The organism is Cellvibrio sp. GW822-FHT04B05, assembly GCF_058800985.1.
This window is the reverse complement of sequence record NZ_JBXAMU010000002.1, coordinates 396,679-419,595: the sequence shown is the minus strand read 5'-3', so window position 1 is coordinate 419,595 and position 22,917 is coordinate 396,679. Positions and strand designations below refer to the sequence as shown.

General features: G+C 45.1%; 14 protein-coding genes and 1 pseudogene. All 15 read left to right on the top strand.

The window, feature by feature from the left end; translation table 11 throughout:
- Positions 1-99: 99 nt before the first annotated feature.
- A complete protein-coding gene (locus AC1RJL_RS07450) occupies positions 100-4,848 on the top strand; it encodes an Ig-like domain-containing protein (protein WP_492912474.1) in 4,749 nt (1,582 codons plus the stop codon).
- Positions 4,849-4,900: 52 nt separating this feature from the next.
- Positions 4,901-9,844 (top strand): RHS repeat-associated core domain-containing protein, encoded by a 4,944-nt coding sequence (locus tag AC1RJL_RS07445; protein WP_492912472.1) that lies wholly within the window; start codon positions 4,901-4,903, stop codon positions 9,842-9,844.
- A gap of 8 nt (positions 9,845-9,852) precedes the next feature.
- Positions 9,853-10,317, top strand: a complete 465-nt coding sequence (gene comJ / locus AC1RJL_RS07440) for a competence protein ComJ (RefSeq protein ID WP_492912470.1) — start codon at positions 9,853-9,855, stop codon at positions 10,315-10,317.
- A 186-nt stretch (positions 10,318-10,503) separates the two neighbouring features.
- Positions 10,504-10,803 (top strand): annotated as a pseudogene (locus tag AC1RJL_RS07435) (DUF7668 domain-containing protein).
- Between the two features lie 156 nt (positions 10,804-10,959).
- Entirely contained in the window at positions 10,960-11,622 is a 663-nt protein-coding gene (locus tag AC1RJL_RS07430; RefSeq protein WP_492913452.1) for an RHS repeat-associated core domain-containing protein, read from the top strand.
- 50 nt (positions 11,623-11,672) lie between these two features.
- Positions 11,673-12,269: an SMI1/KNR4 family protein gene (locus AC1RJL_RS07425; protein WP_492912468.1), complete on the top strand. Its 597-nt coding sequence runs from the start codon at positions 11,673-11,675 to the stop codon at positions 12,267-12,269.
- Between the two features lie 253 nt (positions 12,270-12,522).
- Complete coding sequence (locus tag AC1RJL_RS07420; RefSeq protein WP_492912466.1) at positions 12,523-12,711, top strand: hypothetical protein; 189 nt, start codon at positions 12,523-12,525, stop codon at positions 12,709-12,711.
- 212 nt (positions 12,712-12,923) lie between these two features.
- Complete coding sequence (locus AC1RJL_RS07415) at positions 12,924-13,919, top strand: lipid A deacylase LpxR family protein (protein ID WP_492912464.1); 996 nt, start codon at positions 12,924-12,926, stop codon at positions 13,917-13,919.
- A 270-nt stretch (positions 13,920-14,189) separates the two neighbouring features.
- A complete protein-coding gene (locus tag AC1RJL_RS07410) occupies positions 14,190-15,731 on the top strand; it encodes a PepSY domain-containing protein (protein WP_492912462.1) in 1,542 nt (513 codons plus the stop codon).
- Positions 15,732-15,948: 217 nt separating this feature from the next.
- Positions 15,949-17,874 (top strand): threonine--tRNA ligase, encoded by a 1,926-nt coding sequence (thrS, locus tag AC1RJL_RS07405; RefSeq protein WP_492912460.1) that lies wholly within the window; start codon positions 15,949-15,951, stop codon positions 17,872-17,874.
- Between the two features lie 74 nt (positions 17,875-17,948).
- Complete coding sequence (gene infC, locus AC1RJL_RS07400; protein ID WP_492913450.1) at positions 17,949-18,497, top strand: translation initiation factor IF-3; 549 nt, start codon at positions 17,949-17,951, stop codon at positions 18,495-18,497.
- 61 nt (positions 18,498-18,558) lie between these two features.
- Positions 18,559-18,756, top strand: coding sequence for a 50S ribosomal protein L35 (gene rpmI, locus AC1RJL_RS07395; RefSeq protein WP_007642209.1), 198 nt, complete (start codon positions 18,559-18,561; stop codon positions 18,754-18,756).
- Positions 18,757-18,791: 35 nt separating this feature from the next.
- Complete coding sequence (rplT, locus tag AC1RJL_RS07390) at positions 18,792-19,151, top strand: 50S ribosomal protein L20 (protein ID WP_133685253.1); 360 nt, start codon at positions 18,792-18,794, stop codon at positions 19,149-19,151.
- A gap of 254 nt (positions 19,152-19,405) precedes the next feature.
- On the top strand, positions 19,406-20,419 hold the full coding sequence (gene pheS, locus AC1RJL_RS07385) for a phenylalanine--tRNA ligase subunit alpha (protein ID WP_492912457.1): 1,014 nt from the start codon (positions 19,406-19,408) through the stop codon (positions 20,417-20,419).
- Between the two features lie 112 nt (positions 20,420-20,531).
- Complete coding sequence (gene pheT, locus AC1RJL_RS07380; protein ID WP_492912455.1) at positions 20,532-22,907, top strand: phenylalanine--tRNA ligase subunit beta; 2,376 nt, start codon at positions 20,532-20,534, stop codon at positions 22,905-22,907.
- Positions 22,908-22,917: the final 10 nt, after the last annotated feature.

Genomic DNA, 22,917 nt, shown 5'->3' with positions numbered 1-22,917 from the left:
GTGCTTTTCGGGTCTGATAGTTTTCTTTATAGGAAAGAGGTAACAGTGATGTTTTTATCTTCCCCCAAATTTATCTTTACGAAAAAAATGTTCTCTTTTATGGCAAATTGGATAAAAAAATCCATTATTGCATCTGTTTTTTTGGTGATCAGTCATACGGTCCAGGCAGCGACCTTTACAATAAGTACCCCGATGGCTGATGGAGCCTTCACTCTTTCCTGGAGCGATGCACGCACATTTGCAGAATTGTATGAAGTGATAAATGGCTCCCGGCAAAAGATTGGTGGCCAATATCCAAAAACTCACTCCCTGACCTATACAAAAGTTCCTGGGACATACACTTACATTATGGTTGATGTGTTGGCATACGGTTGCCCTTCATGTCCTGGCGGCACTGCATATAATCGCACAGAGATCCAGCGGGCTGTAGTTGTTCCTGTCACCAATATTGCACCGGTAATTCCCGCCACTATAACGGTTACTCCAAATACTTTTGATGAAAGTATTTCGGTATCTTGGGGACAATCCACAGGCGCTAGTCGCTATGAGTTGGAGCGTAATGGTGTCAATGTATATTCAGGGTTGGCAACAAATAATACCCAATCAAATCTTCAAATAGGTGTCGGTTACACGTTTCGTATTCGCGCTTGTAATGCATATGGTTGTTCTGATTGGCGCACCGCAAATTCAGTTGCGCTTTCTGAAACATTTAGTGTCCCGTCAAGTAATGTGACGGGCCAATATAGTATTTCGGTTGTTACTCCGCTTAACTACTCACATACTCGTATCGAGGAGCGTACAGGAGTCAACGGTGCTTGGACCGAAATTGCAATATTAGCCAGTAGCGGTAGTCAATCCCATACAGTTACTCGATCCAATGGTACTTACTACTACCGTTTATCTTATTGTTATTTTAATAACCAGGCCCAGACCTGTACTCCCAGAAATAGTGAGCGGTCGATTGTTGTTAATCAGCCGGCCCCCACAATCAATGTGAGTTTTTCGCCTGCAACTATCAATGAAGGTGGTTCGTCAACATTGAGCTGGAGTGCCGCTAATGCAACTGCATGCAGTGCTACTGGTATATCCGGGGTAAATGGGACAAGTGGATCGGTAAACTACATAGCCAGTTCTGTTATGAGCGCAAATATAACAGCAACAATTATTATCAACTGTAGTGGTGGTGGCGGTAATAGTTCGAAAGACGCAACGATTAATATTAATTGGGTTAATGATGCTCCTTTAATTTCCGGAATCGCATCGAGAAGTATTGATGAAGACACTAATACAGGTGCAATTGGTTTTATTGTGGCAGATGAAGAAACTGCACCTGCATTATTGGACGTTACTGCATCTTCCAATAATCAAAGCCTGATTCCCAATAGCAATATCCAGTTAACGAATAATGGAACAAATCGGACCATTACTCTTGTACCTGTGGCCAATCAATCAGGTTCAGCAAAAATAACACTCAGGGTAACGGATGCTCATGGTGCATCAGCAACTACTGAATTCAATATCACAGTTAATGCAGTGGATGACGCACCTGTTATTTCAGCAATTAATAATGTAACCATGAATGAGCTTGGCACAGCGACGGTCAATTTTACTGTCACTGATATTGATTCGCCGGTAACTGGTGTAACTGTTAGTTCCGATTCAAACGGTATGGTCACACCGTTGCTGAGTGGCAGCGGTAATTCCTATTCTATCGCCTTAACTGCGGGTGCAATTACCATTGATAGTAGTAGTTCGGGAGCGACAATCACCGTTGTTGTCCCATTTTCTCCTTTACCTGTTACTCGCAGCTTTGTTGCAACAGTCAATAATGTTGATCCTCAATTGTGGATTACTGACACAGGTACAGTTGGTATTTATGCATTGAATTGGAAATTTGGAACTGCAGCCACCAAAATTTTCCAGAATGGTGTAGATATCACCACCCTGATTGATCCATCGGGATACGCGCCGGTATCAGGTAGTAAACAAATCACCAAAACTGCAAATGGGACATTTAATTATTACATCAGCGATTGTGTACGTGCGACTCAAGGGAGTTTATCATGCCGGGGAAACTACAGCCCGGTCAGTAAAACAGTCACCTTTCCTGCGCCTACCGTTACGGCAAGTTTTAATAGAACTTCCGTTAATGAAGCGAATGCAGGCGCAACCAATACCACCGCCGATTTAACCTGGAGTTCTACTAATGCAGACAGCTGTTCGGCATCGGGAATTACGGGTGTTAGCGCAATTTCTGGTAGTAAAACCTATATCGCTCCTGCAAATTTGATAACGAATCAAACGCATAAAGTTATTGTGACGTGCACAGGCAAAGGCGGCTTGGCACAAGATGATGCGGAACTGACATTGGTTGCATTAAATGACAGTCCGATTGTCACTATTGCTTCCACAGTAAATGCCCGTGAGGACGAAGTATTTTATATTCCATTTACTGCGACAGATGAAGAAACCACATTAACGGCTTCGCACTTAATTATCACATCAAGTGATCCTGCCAAGGTGCCTGTTGCTAATATTCAGGTAGAACTCGGTGCAAATCCCAGATTGGTCGTAATCCCTGTACCCAATGCAAACGGTACGCTTTCAATTAAATTGAAAGCGAAAGACCCAGGCAATGCTGAGTCAGCAGAAGTGACTTCCAACATCACTCTTGCACCAGTGGATGACGCACCGGTTATTTCAGCAATTAATAATGTAACCATGAATGAGCTTGGCACAGCGACGGTCAATTTTACTGTCACTGATATTGATTCGCCGGTAACTGGTGTAACGGTTAGCTCCAATTCAACCAGCATTGTTACACCGGTACTAAGTGGTAGTGGTAATTCCTATTCTGTATCGCTCACTGCGGGCACAATTACCACCAATAGCAGTAGTCTGAGTGCGACAATTACGGTAAGTGTTCCATTTTCTCCTGCACCCGTTACTCGCAGTTTTACTGCAACGGTCAACAATGTTAATCCACAATTGTGGATTACCGACTCGGGTACAATAGGCGTTTACACCTTGAATTGGAATTTTGGAACCGCAGCCACCAAAATTTTCCAGAATGGTGTAGATATCACCACCCTGATTGATCCATCGGGATACGCGCCGGTATCAGGTAGTAAACAAATCACCAAAACTGCAAGTGGGACATTTAATTACTACATTAGCGATTGCGTGCGTGGGACCCAGGGCAGTTTATCGTGTAGCGGATCCTACAGTCCGGTCAGTAAAACAGTTACCTTCCCTGTACCTACCGTCACGGCAAGCTTTAATAAAACTTCCGTTAATGAAGCGAATGCAGGCGCAACCAATACCACCGCCGATTTAACCTGGAGTTCTACTCATGCAGACAATTGTGCTGCATCGGGAATGACAGGCGTTAGCGCAACTTCCGGTAATCTAACTTACACTGCGCCTGCGAATTTGATAACCAACCAAACTCATAAAGTTATTGTGACCTGCACAGGCAAAGGCGGTTCGGCACAAGATGATGCGGAACTGACATTGGTTGCATTAAATGATCAGCCAACCATATCGACTATCGCTTCTCCTGTTGTGTTCAATGAGGATGAAACCAAATCGATTAGCTTCACAGTGGGTGATGAAGAAACTACACCTAGCTCATTGGTCGTCACTGCTGTCTCCGACAATCAAAGCCTGATTCCCAATGGCAATATCCAGTTAACGAATAATGGAGCAAATCGAACTATTACTCTTGTTCCTGCGGCTAATAAATCCGGTTCAGCAAAAATAACGCTTAAGGCAACAGATGCGAATGGTGCATTTGCAATTACAGAATTCAATATCACAGTGAATGATGTGGATGATGCACCGATAATCTCTGATATTCCCGTTATTAGCGTTAACGAAGGTGCTACAAGTGATTGGCAGTCTTTCACAATTACCGATATTGACACCGTTTCTGAATTACAGGTTGCCGCCACAACAAATGGCTCAACACTGGTTCCCGACGCCAATATTTATTTAGAAAAAACAGGAAGCAATACATATAGGATTGCAGTCAAGGCAGGAGGGCGTATTAGTACTGGCGGGATTGACCATGAAATGGTCAATGTAAAAATTGTTGTCAGTGGTGGCAGCCCGGCGCCAGTGACAAAAACTTTTCCGGTGAAAGTAAATAATTTGCCTGCACGGTTAACTGCTCCGGAATTGAGTACATCAGGTTTATATGAAGTGAAATGGGATTACGCTGCCTACGGTGTTCGTATTTTTGAAAATGGAGCGGATATTACGCATTCAATCCATCCATCTGGCACTGCGCCAAGAAGTGGAGGCAGGGCTTTTGCTAAACATGAGAGTGGGATTTACAACTATGCGATCAAGGATTGTGTGTATGGTCAAAACGGCACTTTAATTTGTGATCAGATTACTGATACCAAATCGGTCCAGGTTTCGCTTTCCGCTCCTGTCGCTCCCGTACTGAGTAGTCCTTCAACCAGTAATACAGGAGAGTATATTGTTACCTGGACGCTTATTCCCGGTGTCATTAATTACAGGCTTTATGAGAATGATCAGTTAATTCACAATTCAGCTAGTACCTTTAAAGCATTCCAGGTGACGAATCGCAAGGACAGTGGTACTTATCAATACAAAGTCCAGGCATGCATTTTTTCGTGCAGTGAATTCAGTAACATTCAAACTACAGTGGTGACCATTACGTCATCAAGCGCCAGATCATCATCAAGCTCTTTGAGCAGTATGTCCAGTAAATCATCGTCTAGTGCATCATCCGTTAATCGCAGAGTAATTTTTATTCATACCGATTTATTGGGATCTCCTGCCGCAGAGACAAATGCAGAGGGAAATTCTAATGAATAAGTTATGGAATTTTATGGAGACTAAAAGAGAGAACTCTAAGGAGCTTATTGGTATGAAAAACATTTATTTATTCGTTCTCCTATTCCTGTTATCCATGAGTGGATTTGCTCAGGAATTTGAGAAGCCATTTAAAATCCTGGATCAGGAAATTATCGATAAATATAAGAGTTTATATAAGGACCAGGAATCCGGTGATAGTTATGATCCTGCCTCAGGCTCAGTTACTTTTGCAGTGACGGATATAAGTATTCCGGGGAATTCTTCCATTCCAGTTGAATTATCCCGCTGGATACCGTCAGACGATTTAAGGACCTTTACGTTGGGTGGTGGTTGGTACTGGGATATTCCCGTTATCAAAGCAAACTATATGGATGTAAATCCCCATATCAATACGGGAGGGATGGGTACAATAATAATCTCACCCGGTGGGTGGTATGGTGGTAAGAACTGTAGTCAAACCTTCTCTGAGCAGGTATTGGTCAGCAATCGTGAGTCAACACATTTTGTGGAGTCATGGTTTTACTGGGAAGGAAAACAATTGCATATTCCGGGAAAAACAACGGAGAAGTTTCTGGAAGCCAATGAAACCACCCCGTTTGTTAGCAATGTTCAGGTTACCAAATCCAACTATAAAGTTGTTGAATGTATTCAATTGGAAAACAATCAGGAAGGATTTGTTGTTAAAGGACCGGATGGAACGTCTTACACGTTTGGTAAAGTAAAATCCTACTACACTGGTGCAACTCCTCCAGTAATGCACTCACCATTAACTACGTTCACCAAATTAATCATGGTGACTGAAATCAAGGACAGGTTTGGTAATACGGTTACTTATGAATATAACGGACCAGATAACTCCCTGTCTGCGATTGTTGGGTCTGATGGTCGTAGAATTGATATCACTTATAAAGCCTACTCCTTTAAAGGAACTCTCTATTACATACCTGATTTTGCAGAAGCCAATGAAAAAAAATGGACCTATGCTTACAGTAATTATGTTCCTGATTTAAATTTTCCGACGGAATCCCGGCGGATATTAACCAAGGTCACTTTGCCTGATGGTTCCCATTGGGGATACAGTTCTAACTTGGGGGCTCAAGGGTTTGATCCATATAAGAGCTACCAGGTATCAAATCATCACCCTGATACAGGGGAAAACATCGCGGGTCTTTGTCAGGCTCTCAATACCAATATTATTAATGCAACAGTAACTTCACCAGAAGGTTTAAAAACCGAATACAAATTTAAATTAACCTACCATGGCCGCTCAAAAGTAGCTCCAGAAACTCAAGTAAGTTTGTATGTAAGCAGTGTGGAGAATTTAGACATTGATTTGGTAGGAGCCACCTTATCAGCCAGAAATTTGAATTGCTCTATTTCTTATAGTTTGAAAGAGAAAAAAATAACAGGAACGGGAATTGCTCCACAAACCTGGCAGTATGACTACTCTGAAAACACAGGTACGTACACCGTTGAAAATCCTATCTGGGGTGGTCCCAGGGTTGGTGTGATTGATGGTGGTGATTTAAACCAATTCCAAACCGGCTCGCGTGTTCCCACCTTTTTAAACGGAACACCCGATAATATAACTGATGCGGAAGATTATCGTACTACAACAGTAACAGGACCAGATTCCAAAAGTGTTTATTACATTGACCGTCGCTTCCTGTCGCCAACGGAAGGTAGCATTGTTGCAGAAGATAGTCTAAATAAAACAAATAATACAATTCTGAAACGTACGGAAACTACTTACATAAAAGCTGATTATGTTGGCAGGCACTGGCTTTATAAATTATCTGGTGATGGCCCTTCGATAAATTCTATCAATAGCAATTTGATTCAATATCGAGTCAATACAACGCAACAGAAAACCAGCTTTTATTATGACGATGGCGCTGATATCTATACAACGGATTATAGCGATTACGACAGTTTGGGGTTTTCTGGGAAATTATCCGAAAGCAATAATTTCTCCAGTTACCAACGTTATACCAAAAATGGTTACATCCACGATCAGACCCGTTGGGTATTAGGCCTGCCAACAACAACCCAAATCAGTGAGGATGATTCAAGCTACACCACAGTGAATGAGTTGACATATCACAACGCAGATAACACCAACTTATACGAAGGGCTGTATTTGCCCTATGAATATAAATCCTATGGAAGCTGGATTCGTCGCTATCCTGAATTTCTTGCTAGTGGTCAAGTGGGAAGGATTATTTATAACCAGCTCAGATTAAATGCCAATGGTAGTGTTGCAGCCAATAGCTATCGCTTCCAGAGCTTCAATCTTTATAAGCGCGGAAAGGCGCAATTCATATCTCCACCAGCACGTTACATTGCAAATGGGGGAATGTCTTTCTCTCGCATTATCAACGATGACGGTTTAACCACCAGCATCACCGATTTAAATGGCGTTACTGCCACTTATGATTATGACCTTGTGGGTCGCCTTAAAAGTGTAGATTTACCCGGGTCATGGTTGGATACATTCATTGAATGGCAAGAGCCTGCATCAGGTCCAATAAAACGTATTGGTCGCAGTTGCACATTGAATGCGGATAAATCCGGTTGTGAGTCAGGCTCAATCACTTTTGAGTCAACCAGTGAATATGATGCGCTCTACCGAATTTTAAAATCCGGTGATAAAGATGTCGGCAACAACATCAACCGTCACCAGAATGTTGCTTACAACAGTTTGCATCAACCTATATTCTCCTCGTTCAAATCTGAGTCTGTGTCAGAGAATCAAGGTACAATCAATACTTATGATGATCTTGGTCGTTTAACTTCTGTTGCCTTATCCAATGGAGGTACTATTACCCATGAATATTTGCATGGCAATAAAATCAAAGTTACCGATGCAGAAAGTAATCAAACTACCACCACTTATCTTGCCTATGGTTCACAGGATTATTCGCAAGCCCTGACGATCAATGCCCCGGAAGGCATTACCACAACCCGCGTCATTAATATCTTCGGGGATCTGATCAGCACCACCCAAACAGGTCCGGGAAAAGATGGCAGCGGCACACTTAGCCTCACTGAATATCGTGCTTACGATGCAATGCATTACTTATGCAAAGTATCGCGCAGTGATGTTGGCACTACGGTATTCAGTAATAATGTATTGGGCGAAGTCCAATGGAAAGCGCAGGGCGTTAGTGGTGGTACCGTCACTGATTGTGTGAGTGATGCGAATGACAATAATAAAATCCATTTCACTTACGACAACATGGGCGATTTATGGACGGTCAACTATCCTGATGGTGATATTGTTGCAGCTCCCGATATTATTTATACCCGCGATAAAAACGGCAATATCAAAACCATCCAGGTTGGCACTATCACGCAAACCTACAACTACAATATTTTAGGTTTGCTGGAAGATGAAGCCCTGCAAGTGGATGGCAAATATTTCAAGCTGGATTATGACTACAATGCGGCCGGGCAACTTGCACATTTAACCTATCCGGATGGCAGCAAAGTCAGTTTCAGTCCGAATGCCTTTGGTGAATCACAATCCGTTATTCGTGATGCGGAAGGTGAGCCATTTACTTATGTCAATAACGTAATTTACTATCCAAATGGTTCTACTAACAGTTTCACTTACGGTAATGGTTTAAGTCACAAAACCACACTTAACTCGCGCCAGTTGCCGGAAAGCGTTAAAGATTCACGTAGCGGATTTAACGCGCTGCATTACAGCTACACCTACGACAATAACTCCCGTGTTACCTCTCTCATCGATAATATCGATAATAATTATTCAATAACGAATTTCGTCTACGACGGTACAGGCCGTTTAACCGGAACCACGGGTAATACAGGTATCGGCAGCAGCATCATGCGTTACGATGGCTTGGATAACATCACCTATTACAAAAATAAAAAACACACGCTGGATTATAACTACGATGCAACTAATCGTTTGCAATCGGTAGCCAGCAGCGGTGTGGAATCAAAGCCTTATGATCTGTTTGCTTACGATGATCGCGGCAATGTTACCCACAACAGCTATCACGATTTTATTTATAATCGTGCCAACCAGTTAGTGGAAAGTGGTGGTAATCTCTACACCTACGATGCGTACAATCGCCGTGTGGTAACGAAGCAAGGAGCTAAAACTACCTATAGTTTCTACAGCCAAAGCGGTAAGTTGTTTTATACCGAAACAGACGGTGGTGGAATTAATTACGTTTATCTGGGTAATCGCCTGATTGCGAAAGATGGTGTAATTCCAGAGAATGGCAACAAGCAGCATTATTTACCTTTTGGTGCGAGTATCGAAGGTGAAATCAATGATGTAGGCTACACTGGTCACAAGTTTGATAAGGACATTGGCCTGAGTTATATGCAGGCGCGGTATTATGATCCGGTTCTGGGACGGTTTATGAGTCCTGACCCGATTGGGTCGGCGGATCAATTTAATTTATATTCCTATGTGGATAACAACCCGTTTAATAAGGTTGATCCAAGTGGGAAAACGGGTCGAACAATAATAAAGCGGCCAAAGGGAATTCGTGGTGATAACGATGCGGCAGAATTAATTGTTGGAAAGCTGGCAAAGGTTTTACCTGAAGGAAAAGCTAAAGAGCATTTCAAAAACACCAAGAAGCTTTTGCGAAAGCAAAGGAAGGCTAGTGAGGCTAAAGAAGATAATGATGATGTAAAGCGAGTTGAAGTGTCTCGCTCTAAATATCCAGAAGGGGCTCAACACGTCGAAGATGCACAGGCGGCCGGTCATCCAAGTCGGCTAACAATTGAGCGTTCTGGAACAGCAACAAATCGCACAGAAGCTCAAGCAGGACAACAACGTCAGCAAGGTAAGGATCTTGACGAGTATCCACCTGCGATGTTCCGTGAGGGGGGGGAAGGTGCTAGCGTAAGACCAATGACCCCATCTGAAAACCGTGGTATGGGTGCTTGTATTGGTAATCAATGCCGCGGTCTCCTAGATGGGACTCAAGTTAACATAGTCGTTGTAGATTAGGTGGATATATGCCAAAAACAATTAAATTATATGTTACATATCAGCATGTTGCAGTTTTTGATTCAGCATTGCCGAACCCATTTAACTCATGGAATGATTTGCACGTAGCGCAAGGCTTTTCTTGGAGGAATGGAAGTGTTTCTTTTGGAACACTAAAGTCTGATGGAAATATTGAAATAGAAATAACCTCCGATGGAAATCCAGTTCCATCGAGCAATGTGATTCGAGCAATTGTTGTACCGTTTAGTCCTCCTGCGAACGGTAAAATAGAACTTGCAACAATCACGGAAAGTCAGGTTTTAGTTATTTCGAACGATGTTAATGGGCTCCTGTTTGAAGCTGGAATTGATGGGAAGCCAGATAAGTACAAAATTACATTCATTAAGGGGGCGTCTCCTGCTCCATATATATTAATAGCCGATGCAGAGATTTCTCCTCCTGATGAATATCTAATGGAGGCAGAACCAGGTTAGCTATTTAGTGCAAAGTGTGCATTGAGTTGTTGCATTGCAGATGGGAGTTACCCGGAAGGCTAATATTGATTGTCATAAAGGCCTTCATTCGGGAAATTAGTAAATGAGCGAAATAATATTAGTTGTTAAAGCCGAAAAAATCAGACATTAGTTCCTACTTTATGAAGAAAAAATTTTTGTAAAATTGTGGAGAGTTTTAAAGAAGGCGATTTTAGGAATGATCGAAAAATAGATGGGGTTCAATCTATTTCTGAAAATGATGCATCTAGAATAACTAATAACATTCAAATTTATGGTGCTAAATTGATTAGTTTACCTGAAAATACATAGACAACTTCAGTGTGCCAATAGATGCAAGGGTAATGGGATGTTTTAATCGACTTGTTTACAGTTGAAGAAGGTGCTGGCGATTTAGTATTAGCTGTGCGTGTTTATGAAAAGCGAGAAATATATATCTTTGAAATCCAAACAGTAAGTGTATTGTGACTATTGAGCAACTTGCTAAGACATCCAAATTAAATGCGCCACTCTTGTAGCAGCATTTTTTATCAAAAAAATACTAAACCTGCCAAAAAATAAATCAATTTTTATTTTTGCTAAGCTCACAATTATTTTCCCTTCGATGCGAGTGTTGAAGGTGAGATAAATGATGTAGGCTACACTGGACATAAGTTTGATAAGGACATTGGCCTGAGTTATATGCAGGCGCGGTATTATGATCCGGTTCTGGGACGGTTTATGAGTCCTGACCCGATTGGGTCGGCGGATCAATTTAATTTATATTCCTATGTGGATAACAATCCGTTTAATAAGGTTGATCCGGATGGGAAAACAGCAAAAAAAGCATTTTTAGAACTGACTGCGCAAGAGCTTCGTAAAGAGGCGCAACGACAAATTAAAAATGCTAAGGCCAAGGGACGTCGTGATGCATTGAAAAAAGAGCGGCAACAACTTAAAGAGACGGGTAGAAGTGATTCTGATTTATCCGAAGTGCGCCAAAAAGAACTTGTAGAAACGGGCAAGTTAAAAAATATGGATGGTCATCACGAACCCTCGGTTAGCTCAGGAGCAACACTCGAAGAAAAAGTTGATATTGCTAAAAATCCGGACAATATTACTTTTCTGGAAAAAGCAGATCACCAAGCAAAACATGCAGAAAATGGTGGAACTCAAGTACCAATTGGCGCGACAGCACTTGGTCTTGTTGCTGATGGATTAGATCTTCTGTCAAATATTCCTGATCCAACTATTATATTTTCTGTCCAAAAAATAGGTTGTGCGGAACTAAAATGTCCAAGCGAATAACTTGTTGATGTGTAGTCAAACTAAATGATATTTAGAGTGTGCATTATTATATGAATACAATCTTTTTTAATGAAAAAATTTTAGGTCCACTGGAAGAGTGGTCATATCTTGGTGAAACCAAAAATGATATGGGAACTCGATTAATAGGGCATGCTCCCCATGTTGCTCCAAAAGCATACGTTAATGTTATCTATGCACCTCTGGGTGAAGATGACATGGAAGAGTTCAGTCAGCGATTAGGGCGACCAATACCTGAACAATTTAAAGGTTTTCTTTGTAATGCGAATGGGCTAAATATTTTTTCAGATGCTCTACGTGTAAAGGGATACAGGCCACTTAAAAGAAAGCCAAATTCTGGAGTTTATGATTACGCCTCTTGTGTAATGACTGCTAATTCACCTCGGCGCATTAAGGGAGTTAAAGAAGAGGATACCGTTGTAGCCTGGTACAAGGTTGATGGTTCTTACGTGTTGCTAGATGAAAATGGAAAAGCTGTGCGTTTTGATCCTAAAGATGGAGGGCGCTTAATTCAGGAATGGCCAGATTTTGATACATGGATTTCTTCAGAGATTAACGTTCTAAAAGAAAAATATAAAGCGGGTGAAATTTCTATATTTATTCCATCAAATTTTGATGTAAAAAAATAGCAATTATTGATATCTCGGTTAAAAAACTAAATAGAATTGCCGCTCCTGTGAACTGCACCCCAACGGTTGTGTCCAACTTTTGGGTGCAGTTCACTGTAGCGGCATTTTTTTTGAACCTACGGTAATGGCTTAAGCCAAAAAACTACACTTAACTCGCGCCAGTTACCGGAAAGTGTAAAAGATTCACGTAGCGGATTTAACGCGCTGCACTATACCTATAACAACAATTCGTATATCACGTTGCTAACGGATCATGTTGATAGTAATTTCTCTATCACCAATTTCACATACGATGGTGCAAGCTTTCTGGCCAGCACAACAGATAATTACTACTTGGTTTTTTCAAAAATTTCTGTTGTATCAAGCGCTGATTGAAGTGCTGGATGAAAACGATTTGCAACAATTGATCGAAACCAATCGCTTTCGCCGCGACGTTTATTGATCTATTGGTTAGCGGTATTACCTACAGTCGATAAGAAGCTTTTTATTATGAGGGCTTTTTATTATCCGTTCTATATCCCACAGAACTGCTACAGATAAACTGGTTAGCATTCCTTTATAACCTTATTTGTGCCGCATGTCTGGCAATCGCTTAGATAAGTTGGTGGAATTAATCTGTATCAGTTAACTAATTATTGTTAAGGGAAGATTTTAATGAAAATGAAAGCCAGGGTGTTGAGTGTTCGGTTGCGCTACCTGTTATTAGGTGCGGCTATCGTTAGTAGTCACGCAGCATTTGCGGAGCGCGAGTGGATATCGGCAAGTTGGGATAACGATATAATGGCGGGAAAAGATGGTGGTGGTTATACCAACGGGATTTATTTTTCCTATGGGCAGCGTAATGATCCGGGTGAGGAAATTACCAAATCACCTATACTGACATTGCCATTGGCATGGATGGTTAGCGATGATCCCACCTACGCCTACAAATTGCATTCAATCGGCCAGGCGATGGTGACCCCGGACGATATCACGAAAGAAATTCCTGACCCTGCCGATGCACCCTATGCAGGGCTTCTCTATTTGCGTTCTACTTACGTCGCAGTCCAAAACGATTTTGCTGATCATGTTGCAACTTTAGTGGGAATTGTCGGCCCGTCCTCCCAAGCGGAGGAGGTGCAAAAATGGGTCCACAAAGTTGTGGGTTCCGAGCAGCCGAAAGGTTGGGATTATCAACTGAAAGATAAGTTTGTATGGCAGTTGCAGCGCACGGCCGTATGGCGATTCTCGGCCCAAGATTCAAGCCCTTTTGATGCAGTGTTACTGGCAGATTTGGCCGGCGGTAATTTGGAAACAAGCGCAGGTGGTGGATTATTTTTACGCGCCGGTAGCTCGCTTGCACGCAGCTATTCCACCATGGGGTTTTTATCCAGCCGGATAAGTACACCTATATCGGTTTCCGAGGGATGGTATGTTTACCTGGGTGGCATGGGTCATTATGTACACAACCAAATTTTGGTTGATGGCAATGAGTTTGGTAGAAGCGCATCCAAAGGGCTGGAAAATTACCAGTATTCATTAATGACTGGTTTTACTTACACATGGAAGCGCGCGAGTGTTTGTTTTTCGTACCAATCTGATACTGAGCCAAATAAAAGCCAAACTGCACGGAAAAACTTTGGTGCAATTACGCTTGCGTTGCAAATCTAACATTTTCCCGGTTAATTATTGCGGCTGATGTATCAAATCAAATACATCAGCGCAGTTCTGCTTTGCTTGCAACATTATCTGTGGCAACTCCAGCACATAGACTTGATCACAGAGAGGGCCGATCAAGTCGTTTCCTTCGCCTATCCTGACAAAAAATGTTTAAAAACATTCCCTTAACTCGCTTGCCACGCGTGTTTTAGTATTTTGGCTCGGGAGTTGCTCTTGCGTATTCGTTGTTTTTATCCAGGTTAGCTGCATTGGAAAAATATAATGAATCGATTCCTGTTTTTAACTCATCGCTGGGTGGGTATTGTACTTGCACTATTTATGTTCATCTGGTTTTCGTCCGGCTTGGTGATTATGTACTCCGGACCCTCTGCGCTGACGCCGTCGCAACAACTGCAACATCGGGAAGAGCTTTCACCGGCTGACGGTTGGTTGACTGTGGGAGCAGCATTGACCGGAATGGACAATACTGCAACGGCGAGTGTAGTTTCAGCACGTTTGGTGCGCCTGGCTGGCCATCCATCCTGGCTAATAGAAAATAGTAACGGTCAGCGTTTTGCTCTATCAGCAATTAATGGCGGCTTGCGTGAAGTGTCCGTGGCTGATGCGGAAAAAATTGCGCAGACCTGGCTTCATCACAGCAATGTTGAGTCAAATTCGGGAATTGTTACTTATCAGGATACCGGCCCGCAGGACAGCAGTGTGCGTAACTATGATGCCTTGCGACCCTTCCATAAATTTTCGGTCGACGGTTCCAGTCGCGAATTATTAATTTCGGCGCGAACGGGAGAAATCATTCGAGATTCCACAGTATTTTCCCGAACGCTTTATTGGACGGGAAACTGGATTCATTTATTGCGTGGCATAGAAGTTTTTGCGTCGCCGGAAGCGCGACGCAATACGTTGTTGTATCTGGGACTTTTTGCGGTGATTGCTAGCTCGACGGGTTTGATTGTCGGTTGGCAGCGTTGGCGGCCGGGTTGGTTCGGCAAAAAAACCTATGGGCAGGGGCGGGTTCATCCCTATCGCGAAAAATGGACTGTATGGCATTTCTGGACAGGATTGATTGGCGGTATCGCTGCATTATTGTGGGCGTTTAGCGGTTACATAAACACCAATCCACTACAGCTGTTTTCGGAGGCTAATGCGAGCAAAAGTGAGCAGCTAAATTATCAGGGATCGGTTGCACCGGACGTGTTGCTTAATTGGCAGCCATCAGCGGTAATTCATAATGACACTGGCAATGATGTTGTGGAATTATCCTGGCGCTATTTGGGTGATCAGGCCACATTGGTTGCCATCACGCGTGAGGGTGATCGCATCATACAAAATGTAGCCGGTGCGGCAGTTAATTTTAATGATGGTGTGTTGTTGAATGCGGCCAGTCGGCTTACTAATGCCGTCGTGGCCAGCCATAACCTGCTAACCGATTACGACAGTTATTATTATCCCCGTCACTATCAGACTCTCTATGACCGTCCTTTACCGGTTGTGCGGGTGGATTTGGCTGATGAAGCGGGTACACGGTTGTATCTGGACCCGCAAGACGGGCGTATTTTATTGAAGGCTGATACCAGTCGGCGGGTTTATCGTTGGCTCTATTCTGCGCTACATCACTGGGACTTCGGCTGGCTCCATTATCGGCCTATATGGGATTTATGGATGTTGCCGTTAGTGCTCATGGGAATTGTATTGGGTTCTTCATCCGTGATTCTTGGATGGCGACGTCTGAAGCTTGAATTCAAACCCAAAAAGAAAAAAGTGGCACCTATTCGGATGGCTGGTGTGGATAAGCCAGTAGCCTAATTTTTCAGCCCGGTTTTCACCGGGCTAATTTTTTATCATCATTAGCCGAAGTGGTTTAGTTGTTTTGTCATCCCACCGAGGTTGCCTCTGTTCCCAAAGCTCCCCTATACTCGCTGGCCCGCACAATCGTAGGTGTGGGACTCGGCTTTTTTGCGTTATTTGCTCACTTTTAAATCATGTGACCTTTCGTAGGGGTCACCACTGAAAAGGATACAACATGCCTGTAATTACTCTCCCCGACGGTTCCAAGCGTCCTTTCGAAAATCCCGTTACTGTTTATGAAGTTGCCGCTTCTATCGGCGCCGGTTTGGCCAAGGCGACCCTCGGCGGCCGTGTGAATGGTCAACGTGTGGATGCGCACGACTTGATTACTGAAGACGCAGACCTGGTGATTTTCACCCCGAAAGACGAAGACGGTTTGGAAATTATCCGCCACTCCTGTGCGCACTTGCTCGGCCATGCGATCAAGCAACTGTTTCCCGATGTGAAAATGGCTATCGGCCCAACCATCGACAATGGTTTCTATTACGACATTGACCTTGAGCAGAAGCTGACCGACGAGGATATCTCCCGCCTTGAAGTACGCATGCTGGAATTGGCCAAGACCGAATACGACGTCGTGAAAAAGAAAGTCAGCTGGCAAGAAGCCTATGACGTGTTCACCGTGCGCGGCGAGACTTACAAGCTGGAAATTTTGGATCGCGACGTCCCTAAAGATGCGACGCCGGGTCTGTATCACCACGAAGAATACGTTGACATGTGCCGTGGCCCCCACGTGCCCAATATGCGCTTCTGCCTGAACTTTAAATTGATGCGCACGTCCGGCGCCTACTGGCGCGGCGACTCCAACAACAAAATGTTGCAGCGTATCTACGGCACTGCGTTTGCAGATGCTAAACAACTTAAAGCCTATTTGAATTTGCTGGAAGAAGCGGCCAAACGCGACCATCGCAAACTGGCGAAAAAATTTGATTTGTTCCATCTGCAAGATGAAGCACCGGGCATGGTGTTCTGGCATCCGAAAGGATGGACTCTGTGGCAACAAATCGAACAATACATGCGCACCAAGCAAAACGACTGGGGGTATCAGGAAGTAAAAACCCCGATGATTATGGATCGCACCCTGTGGGAGAAGTCCGGCCACTGGGAAAACTATCGCGACAACATGTTTACCACTGAGTCAGAGAAGCGCGACTTTGCGGTTAAACCAATGAACTGTCCGGGTCATATCCAGATTTTCAATCACGGCCTACGCTCGCACAAAGACTTGCCATTGCGTTTGGCAGAATTTGGCTCCTGTCATCGCAATGAAGCTTCAGGTGCATTGCACGGTATTATGCGTGTACGCGGTTTTGTGCAGGATGATGCCCATATTTTTTGTACTGATGACATGGTGGTGGAAGAAGTTTCTTCCTTTAACCAGATGCTCAAATCCGTGTACGACGATTTCGGTTTTACCGATATCGCTGTAAAACTTTCCCTGCGTCCGGAAAAATATGCCGGCACCCTGGAAACCTGGAACAAGGCGGAAGAGGGCCTGCGTGCAGCGTTGCGTGCGGCTGGGCTGGAGTGGGAAGAACTTCCCGGTGAAGGCGCCTTCTATGGCCCGAAAATTGAATACCAGATCAAGGACGCGTTGGGTCGCTCCTGGCAGTGCGGTACTATCCAACTGGATTATGTCTTGCCTGAGCGTCTGGATGCGGAATATGTTGCTGAAGACAATGTGCGCAAACGTCCGGTCATGTTGCATCGTGCGATCCTTGGCTCCTTCGAACGTTTCCTTGGAATCCTGATTGAGCACTATGAAGGTTCCTTCCCGGTTTGGTTGGCGCCAGCCCAGGTTGCAGTGATGAATATCACCGATAACCAGGCTGATTACGTCAAATTAGTGGAAAAAACCTTGCGCGATAAGGGCATTCGCGTAATTCCGGACTTGAGAAACGAGAAGATCGGCTTTAAAATCCGCGAGCACACAATTCAGCGGGTACCCTACCTGCTCGTCATTGGCGATAAAGAGGTTGAAAATCAATCACTTGCAGTTCGCACAAGGGACGGACAAGATTTGGGTGTAATGACTCTGGAAGCTTTCATCGCGCACTTGACCGCCGATATAGCGCGTCGAGGCAGAAATATTTCTGTTTAAAAGAAAGTTTTTTTGCCTGTTAACGCTAAGAAGCAAAAAAGATTCGTTCCTATTAATTATTTGGAGATACAACTATCAAACGAGATAACGCTCCCGCGGCCAAAGGCAATTCTAAGAAAGCGCGGATCAACGATCAGATCGAAGCCAAGCAGGTTCGTTTAATCAATGCAGAGGGTGAGCAAGTTGGTATCGTGGCACTGAGCGATGCACTGGCTCAGGCACAAGCCGCTACCCTTGACCTGGTGGAGATCGTTGCTGATAGCGATCCAATAGTCTGTAAGATTATGGATTATGGCAAGCATCTGTTTGAAATCAAAAAAACCAAGGCAGCTGCTAAAAAGAAGCAAAAGCAGCAACTGGTGAAGGAAATGAAATTTCGCCCAGGGACGGAGGAAGCGGATTATCAGGTCAAATTAAAGGCTCTGATGCGCTTCCTTGAGCATGGGGATAAGGCCAAGGTAACGTTAAAGTTCCGCGGTCGCGAGCTCGCCCACCAAGAATTGGGAATGGAAATGATGCAACGCATCGAGACCGACCTGACCGAGATGGGTACCGTGGAGCAGGCTGCCAAAATGGAAGGTAAGCAGCTCACTATGGTGATCGCCCCCAAAAAGAGAAAATAGTCGGGCTTTTAGCTGCCTTGATTATTTATATTATTTACCCAAATGTGTGGAGTTCTATCACATGGCAACCAAAGCTAAAGTACACAGTGGCGCGTCAAAGCGCTTCAAAAAGACTGGCGCGGGCTTCAAGTTCAAGCACGCTAACAAGAGCCACATCCTGACCAAAATGACGACCAAGCGTAAACGCCAACTGCGCGGCACCAGCATCGTTGATGCAGCCGATGTACCACGCGTAAAACGTTTGTTCCGTGCTATCTAATAGCGCTTTTTGAGAATTTTGTAGAGGATTGAATTATGGCCCGTGTTAAGCGTGGTGTAGAGGCGCGTCGTCGTCACAAGAAAGTATTAAAAGCGGCTAAAGGTTACTACGGTGCACGTTCGCGTACATTCCGTGTTGCCAAGCAAGCGGTTATCAAAGCTGGTCAATATGCTTACCGCGATCGTCGCGTTAAAAAGCGTAATTTCCGTGCTCTGTGGATTACTCGTATCAATGCCCAATCTCGCGCTGAAGGCTTGTCCTACAGCCAATTGATTGCTGGCTTGAAAAAGGCGAGCATCGTTCTCGACCGTCGTGTACTGGCTGATCTGGCTGTGTACGACAAAGCAGCTTTTGCTGCTGTTGTTGCGAAGGCTAAATCAGCTCTGGCTGCTTAATCGTCCAACAACCTCAAGCCCGCAAGGGCTTTTGTGAACGCGATGAAAGGGGAGAGCTTTAGGGTTCTTCCCTTTTTTTATGTTCAGGATGAACGGGCAGAAATTGCTCTTGCATTTCTGCACTTCCGCCATCCATGGCGGTCGTGTACCGCTCGATATATAGCACAGGAGCGGTCTCTTTCCGGCGAAGTCATGCGCTTGAAAAATCTAATCTAGTCCGACTCATAGTTGACCTATTCAAACTGGAAAAGCAGATGGAAAATCTCGCTGCGCTTACCCAAGAAGCGCTCAAACTTGTTGCCGATGCCCAAGATCTGGCTGTACTGGATGCAGTGCGTGTGGATTATCTCGGTAAAAAAGGCCACATCACGGCGTTGATGAAAAATCTCGGTGGTTTATCTCCCGAAGAAAGACCGGCCGCCGGTGCTGAAATCAATAAAGCCAAAGATGCGGTGCAAGACGCGCTCAATGTGCGCAAAGAATTACTTGAACAAGCAGCGATTAACGCCAAGCTTGCCAGCGAAGTGGTTGATGTAACCTTGCCAGGTCGCGGTCAGCACACTGGTGGTTTGCATCCGGTAACCCGTACATTGCAACGTATTGAAGAAATCTTTGCTGCTGTCGGTTACAGCGTTGAAGTGGGTCCTGAAATCGAAGATGACTATCACAACTTTGAAGCACTCAATATTCCCTCCCATCACCCCGCGCGGGCGATGCATGATACGTTTTATGTGGATGATACCCACGTACTGCGCACCCACACTTCACCGGTGCAAGTGCGCACTATGGAAAACAAAAAACCACCCATTCGTGTGATCTGTCCCGGTCGTGTTTATCGCTGCGACTCCGATGTAACTCACTCACCAATGTTCCATCAGGTAGAGGGGTTGGTGGTCGATAAAAATATCAGTTTTGCCGATCTCAAAGGCACCATGGATCAATTCCTGAAAGCGTTCTTTGAGGCCGATGTTCCTGTGCGTTTCCGTCCATCCTATTTCCCGTTTACTGAGCCATCTGCCGAGATGGACATCCAATGTACCCAATGCCGCGGTAAAGGCTGCCGTATGTGTAAAAGCACAGGTTGGTTGGAAGTCGGGGGGTGCGGCATGGTGCATCCGGAAGTGTTTAAATCCAGCGGTGTTGATCCGGAGACTTATACCGGTTTTGCATTCGGCATGGGCGTGGAGCGCTTGGCGATGCTGCGCTACGGCGTGAATGACCTGCGTTTGTTCTTCGAGAACGATCTGCGTTTCTTAAAACAGTTTTAATGGTGCGTAGGTTGGGGTGAGGTACGAACCCCAACACAAATAACGCGGTGATGTTGAATGTTGTTACGTTGGGGTTCGCGTTGCTCACCCCAACCTACGGAATAGATGAAATATGAAAATCAGTGAATCTTGGCTGCGCGAGTGGGTAAACCCGGCCATAGGTACCGATGAATTAGTCGCCCAGCTGACCATGGCGGGGCTTGAAGTGGATGCAGTGGAGTCTGTTGCGGGCGATTTCACCGGCGTGATTGTGGGTGAAATTATTGGCTGCGAACAGCACTCCGATGCCGACAAACTGCGTGTTTGCCAGGTGGCAGGTTTGCCTGATGGCCCGAGTCAAGTCGTCTGCGGTGCAGCCAATGCACGCGTCGGTATCAAAATTCCCTTTGCCACCATAGGTGCGCAACTGCCGGGCGATTTCCAGATCAAAAAAGCCAAGCTGCGCGGTGTCGAATCCTTCGGCATGCTGTGCGGCCAAGCCGAATTGAAAGCCGGTGATGATGATACAGGCCTATGGGAACTGGCAGCCGATGCTCCAGTAGGGCTGAATCTGCGTGAATACTTAAATCTCGACGATAAGCTGATCGAAGTCGACCTGACTCCCAATCGCAGTGATTGCCTCAGTGTAAAAGGCATTGCGCGCGAAGTAGGGGTGTTGAACCGCGCCTCGGTCAAGGCGCCTGCTATTGCTCCTGTTGCGGCGAGTATTGATGACAGTGTCCCTGTGCATCTGGAAGCTGGTGCTGCGTGTAGCCGCTACGTAGGTCGGGTGATTCGCAACATTGATATCAGCCGTCCAAGTCCAGCATGGTTGCAGGATAAGTTGGTTCGTTCAGGTTTGCGCAGTATTGATGCTGTGGTTGATGTGACCAACTACGTGCTGCTTGAATTGGGTCAGCCCATGCACGCGTTTGATTTGTCCAAGCTTAGCAACGCAATTCATGTGCGTTTGGCGCAGCAGGGTGAATCAATCCGGTTGTTGGATGGACAAGAGATCAAACTCAATGTCGATACTATGGTTATCGCCGACCAACAAAAAGTTTTGGCCGTTGCGGGCATTATGGGCGGCAAGGAAAGTGCGGTAAGTGAAGCTACGCGCGATATCTTCCTGGAAAGTGCGTTCTTTAATCCGCTGGCTATTGCTGGCCGCGCCCGTTCCTATGGTTTGCATACCGATTCATCACATCGCTTTGAGCGCGGCGTCGATTACAGCTTGCAACTGGATGCTGTTGAGCGCGCAACGGCATTGCTGCTGGAGATTGTTGGCGGTGAAGCCGGGCCGGTCGTGCATGTCACTAATGAGCTCTTGCCGCAGGAGCGTAAAGTCAGTTTGCGCAAGGCCCGTATTGTTAGTGGGCTGAGCTTGGAAATGGCCGATGACGAAGTGGTCGATATCCTTGCGCGCTTGGGGCTGTCCCTGCTGTCGCAAAATACCGAGGGTTGGGTATTTGCGGTCCCAAGTTACCGCTTTGATATTTCCATCGAAGCAGATTTGTTGGAAGAGCTGGCGCGCGTCTACGGCTACAACCGTTTACCGACAAGAAGCCTCGCTGCGCCCCTGGATATAGAGCCTCATCCCGAAGCCAGTATGGGTTTGCCCGCGTTGCGTAACCAATTAATAGCCCGTGGCTATCAGGAGGCGATTACCTACAGCTTTATCGAGCCAAAACTTTCTGCGTTGTTTGATCCGGAAGTGTTTCCCGTTGTGCTACGCAATCCTATCAGTTCGGATATGGCGGCAATGCGTACCAGTTTGATGCCCGGTTTGGTCAGCGTGTTGCGCAGCAACCTCAATCGCCAACAGAACCGGGTGCGGTTGTTTGAATCCGGCTTGCGTTTTGTCCCTTCGGCAGATGGCCTGAAACAGGAAGCCATGCTTGCCGGTTTGATTTACGGTAGTCGCGCTCCTGAGTCCTGGGCGAATGTTGCCGATGTTGTAGATTTTTTCGATCTCAAAGGGGATTTAGAGTCTTTGCTGGCGTTAACTGGCGATGAATCAGCTTTTACCGTTAAGGCAGGCTCTCATCCTGCATTGCACCCTGGCCAGACAGCGGATGTTTATCGCGATGGAGAGTGGCAGGGTGTGATAGGGGCATTGCATCCGAGCTTGCTGCAGCAATTGGATATCCCGCAATCAGTCTATTTATTTGAGGTGCGTCTCAACTCGCTGTTAAAAGCGCGTATCCCGGCATTTACGTCATTGTCTAAATTCCCTGAGGTGCGCCGTGATCTGGCATTGCTGGTCGACCGTGATTTGGCTGCCGACAAACTCTTGGCGGCAGTTAAAGCTCAGGCAGGTGAGTACCTCATCGACTTAAAGGTATTTGACGTATATATGGGCAAAGGCATTGATCCACATAGAAAAAGTGTTGCAATGGGGTTGACCTTTCAGCATCCATCACGCACTCTTAATGAAGATGAGATCAACGCCTCCATTGATTCGATTGTTCAGTATCTGGGGGTAAATTTTTCCGCTACCCTCAGATAGGGAATAATAA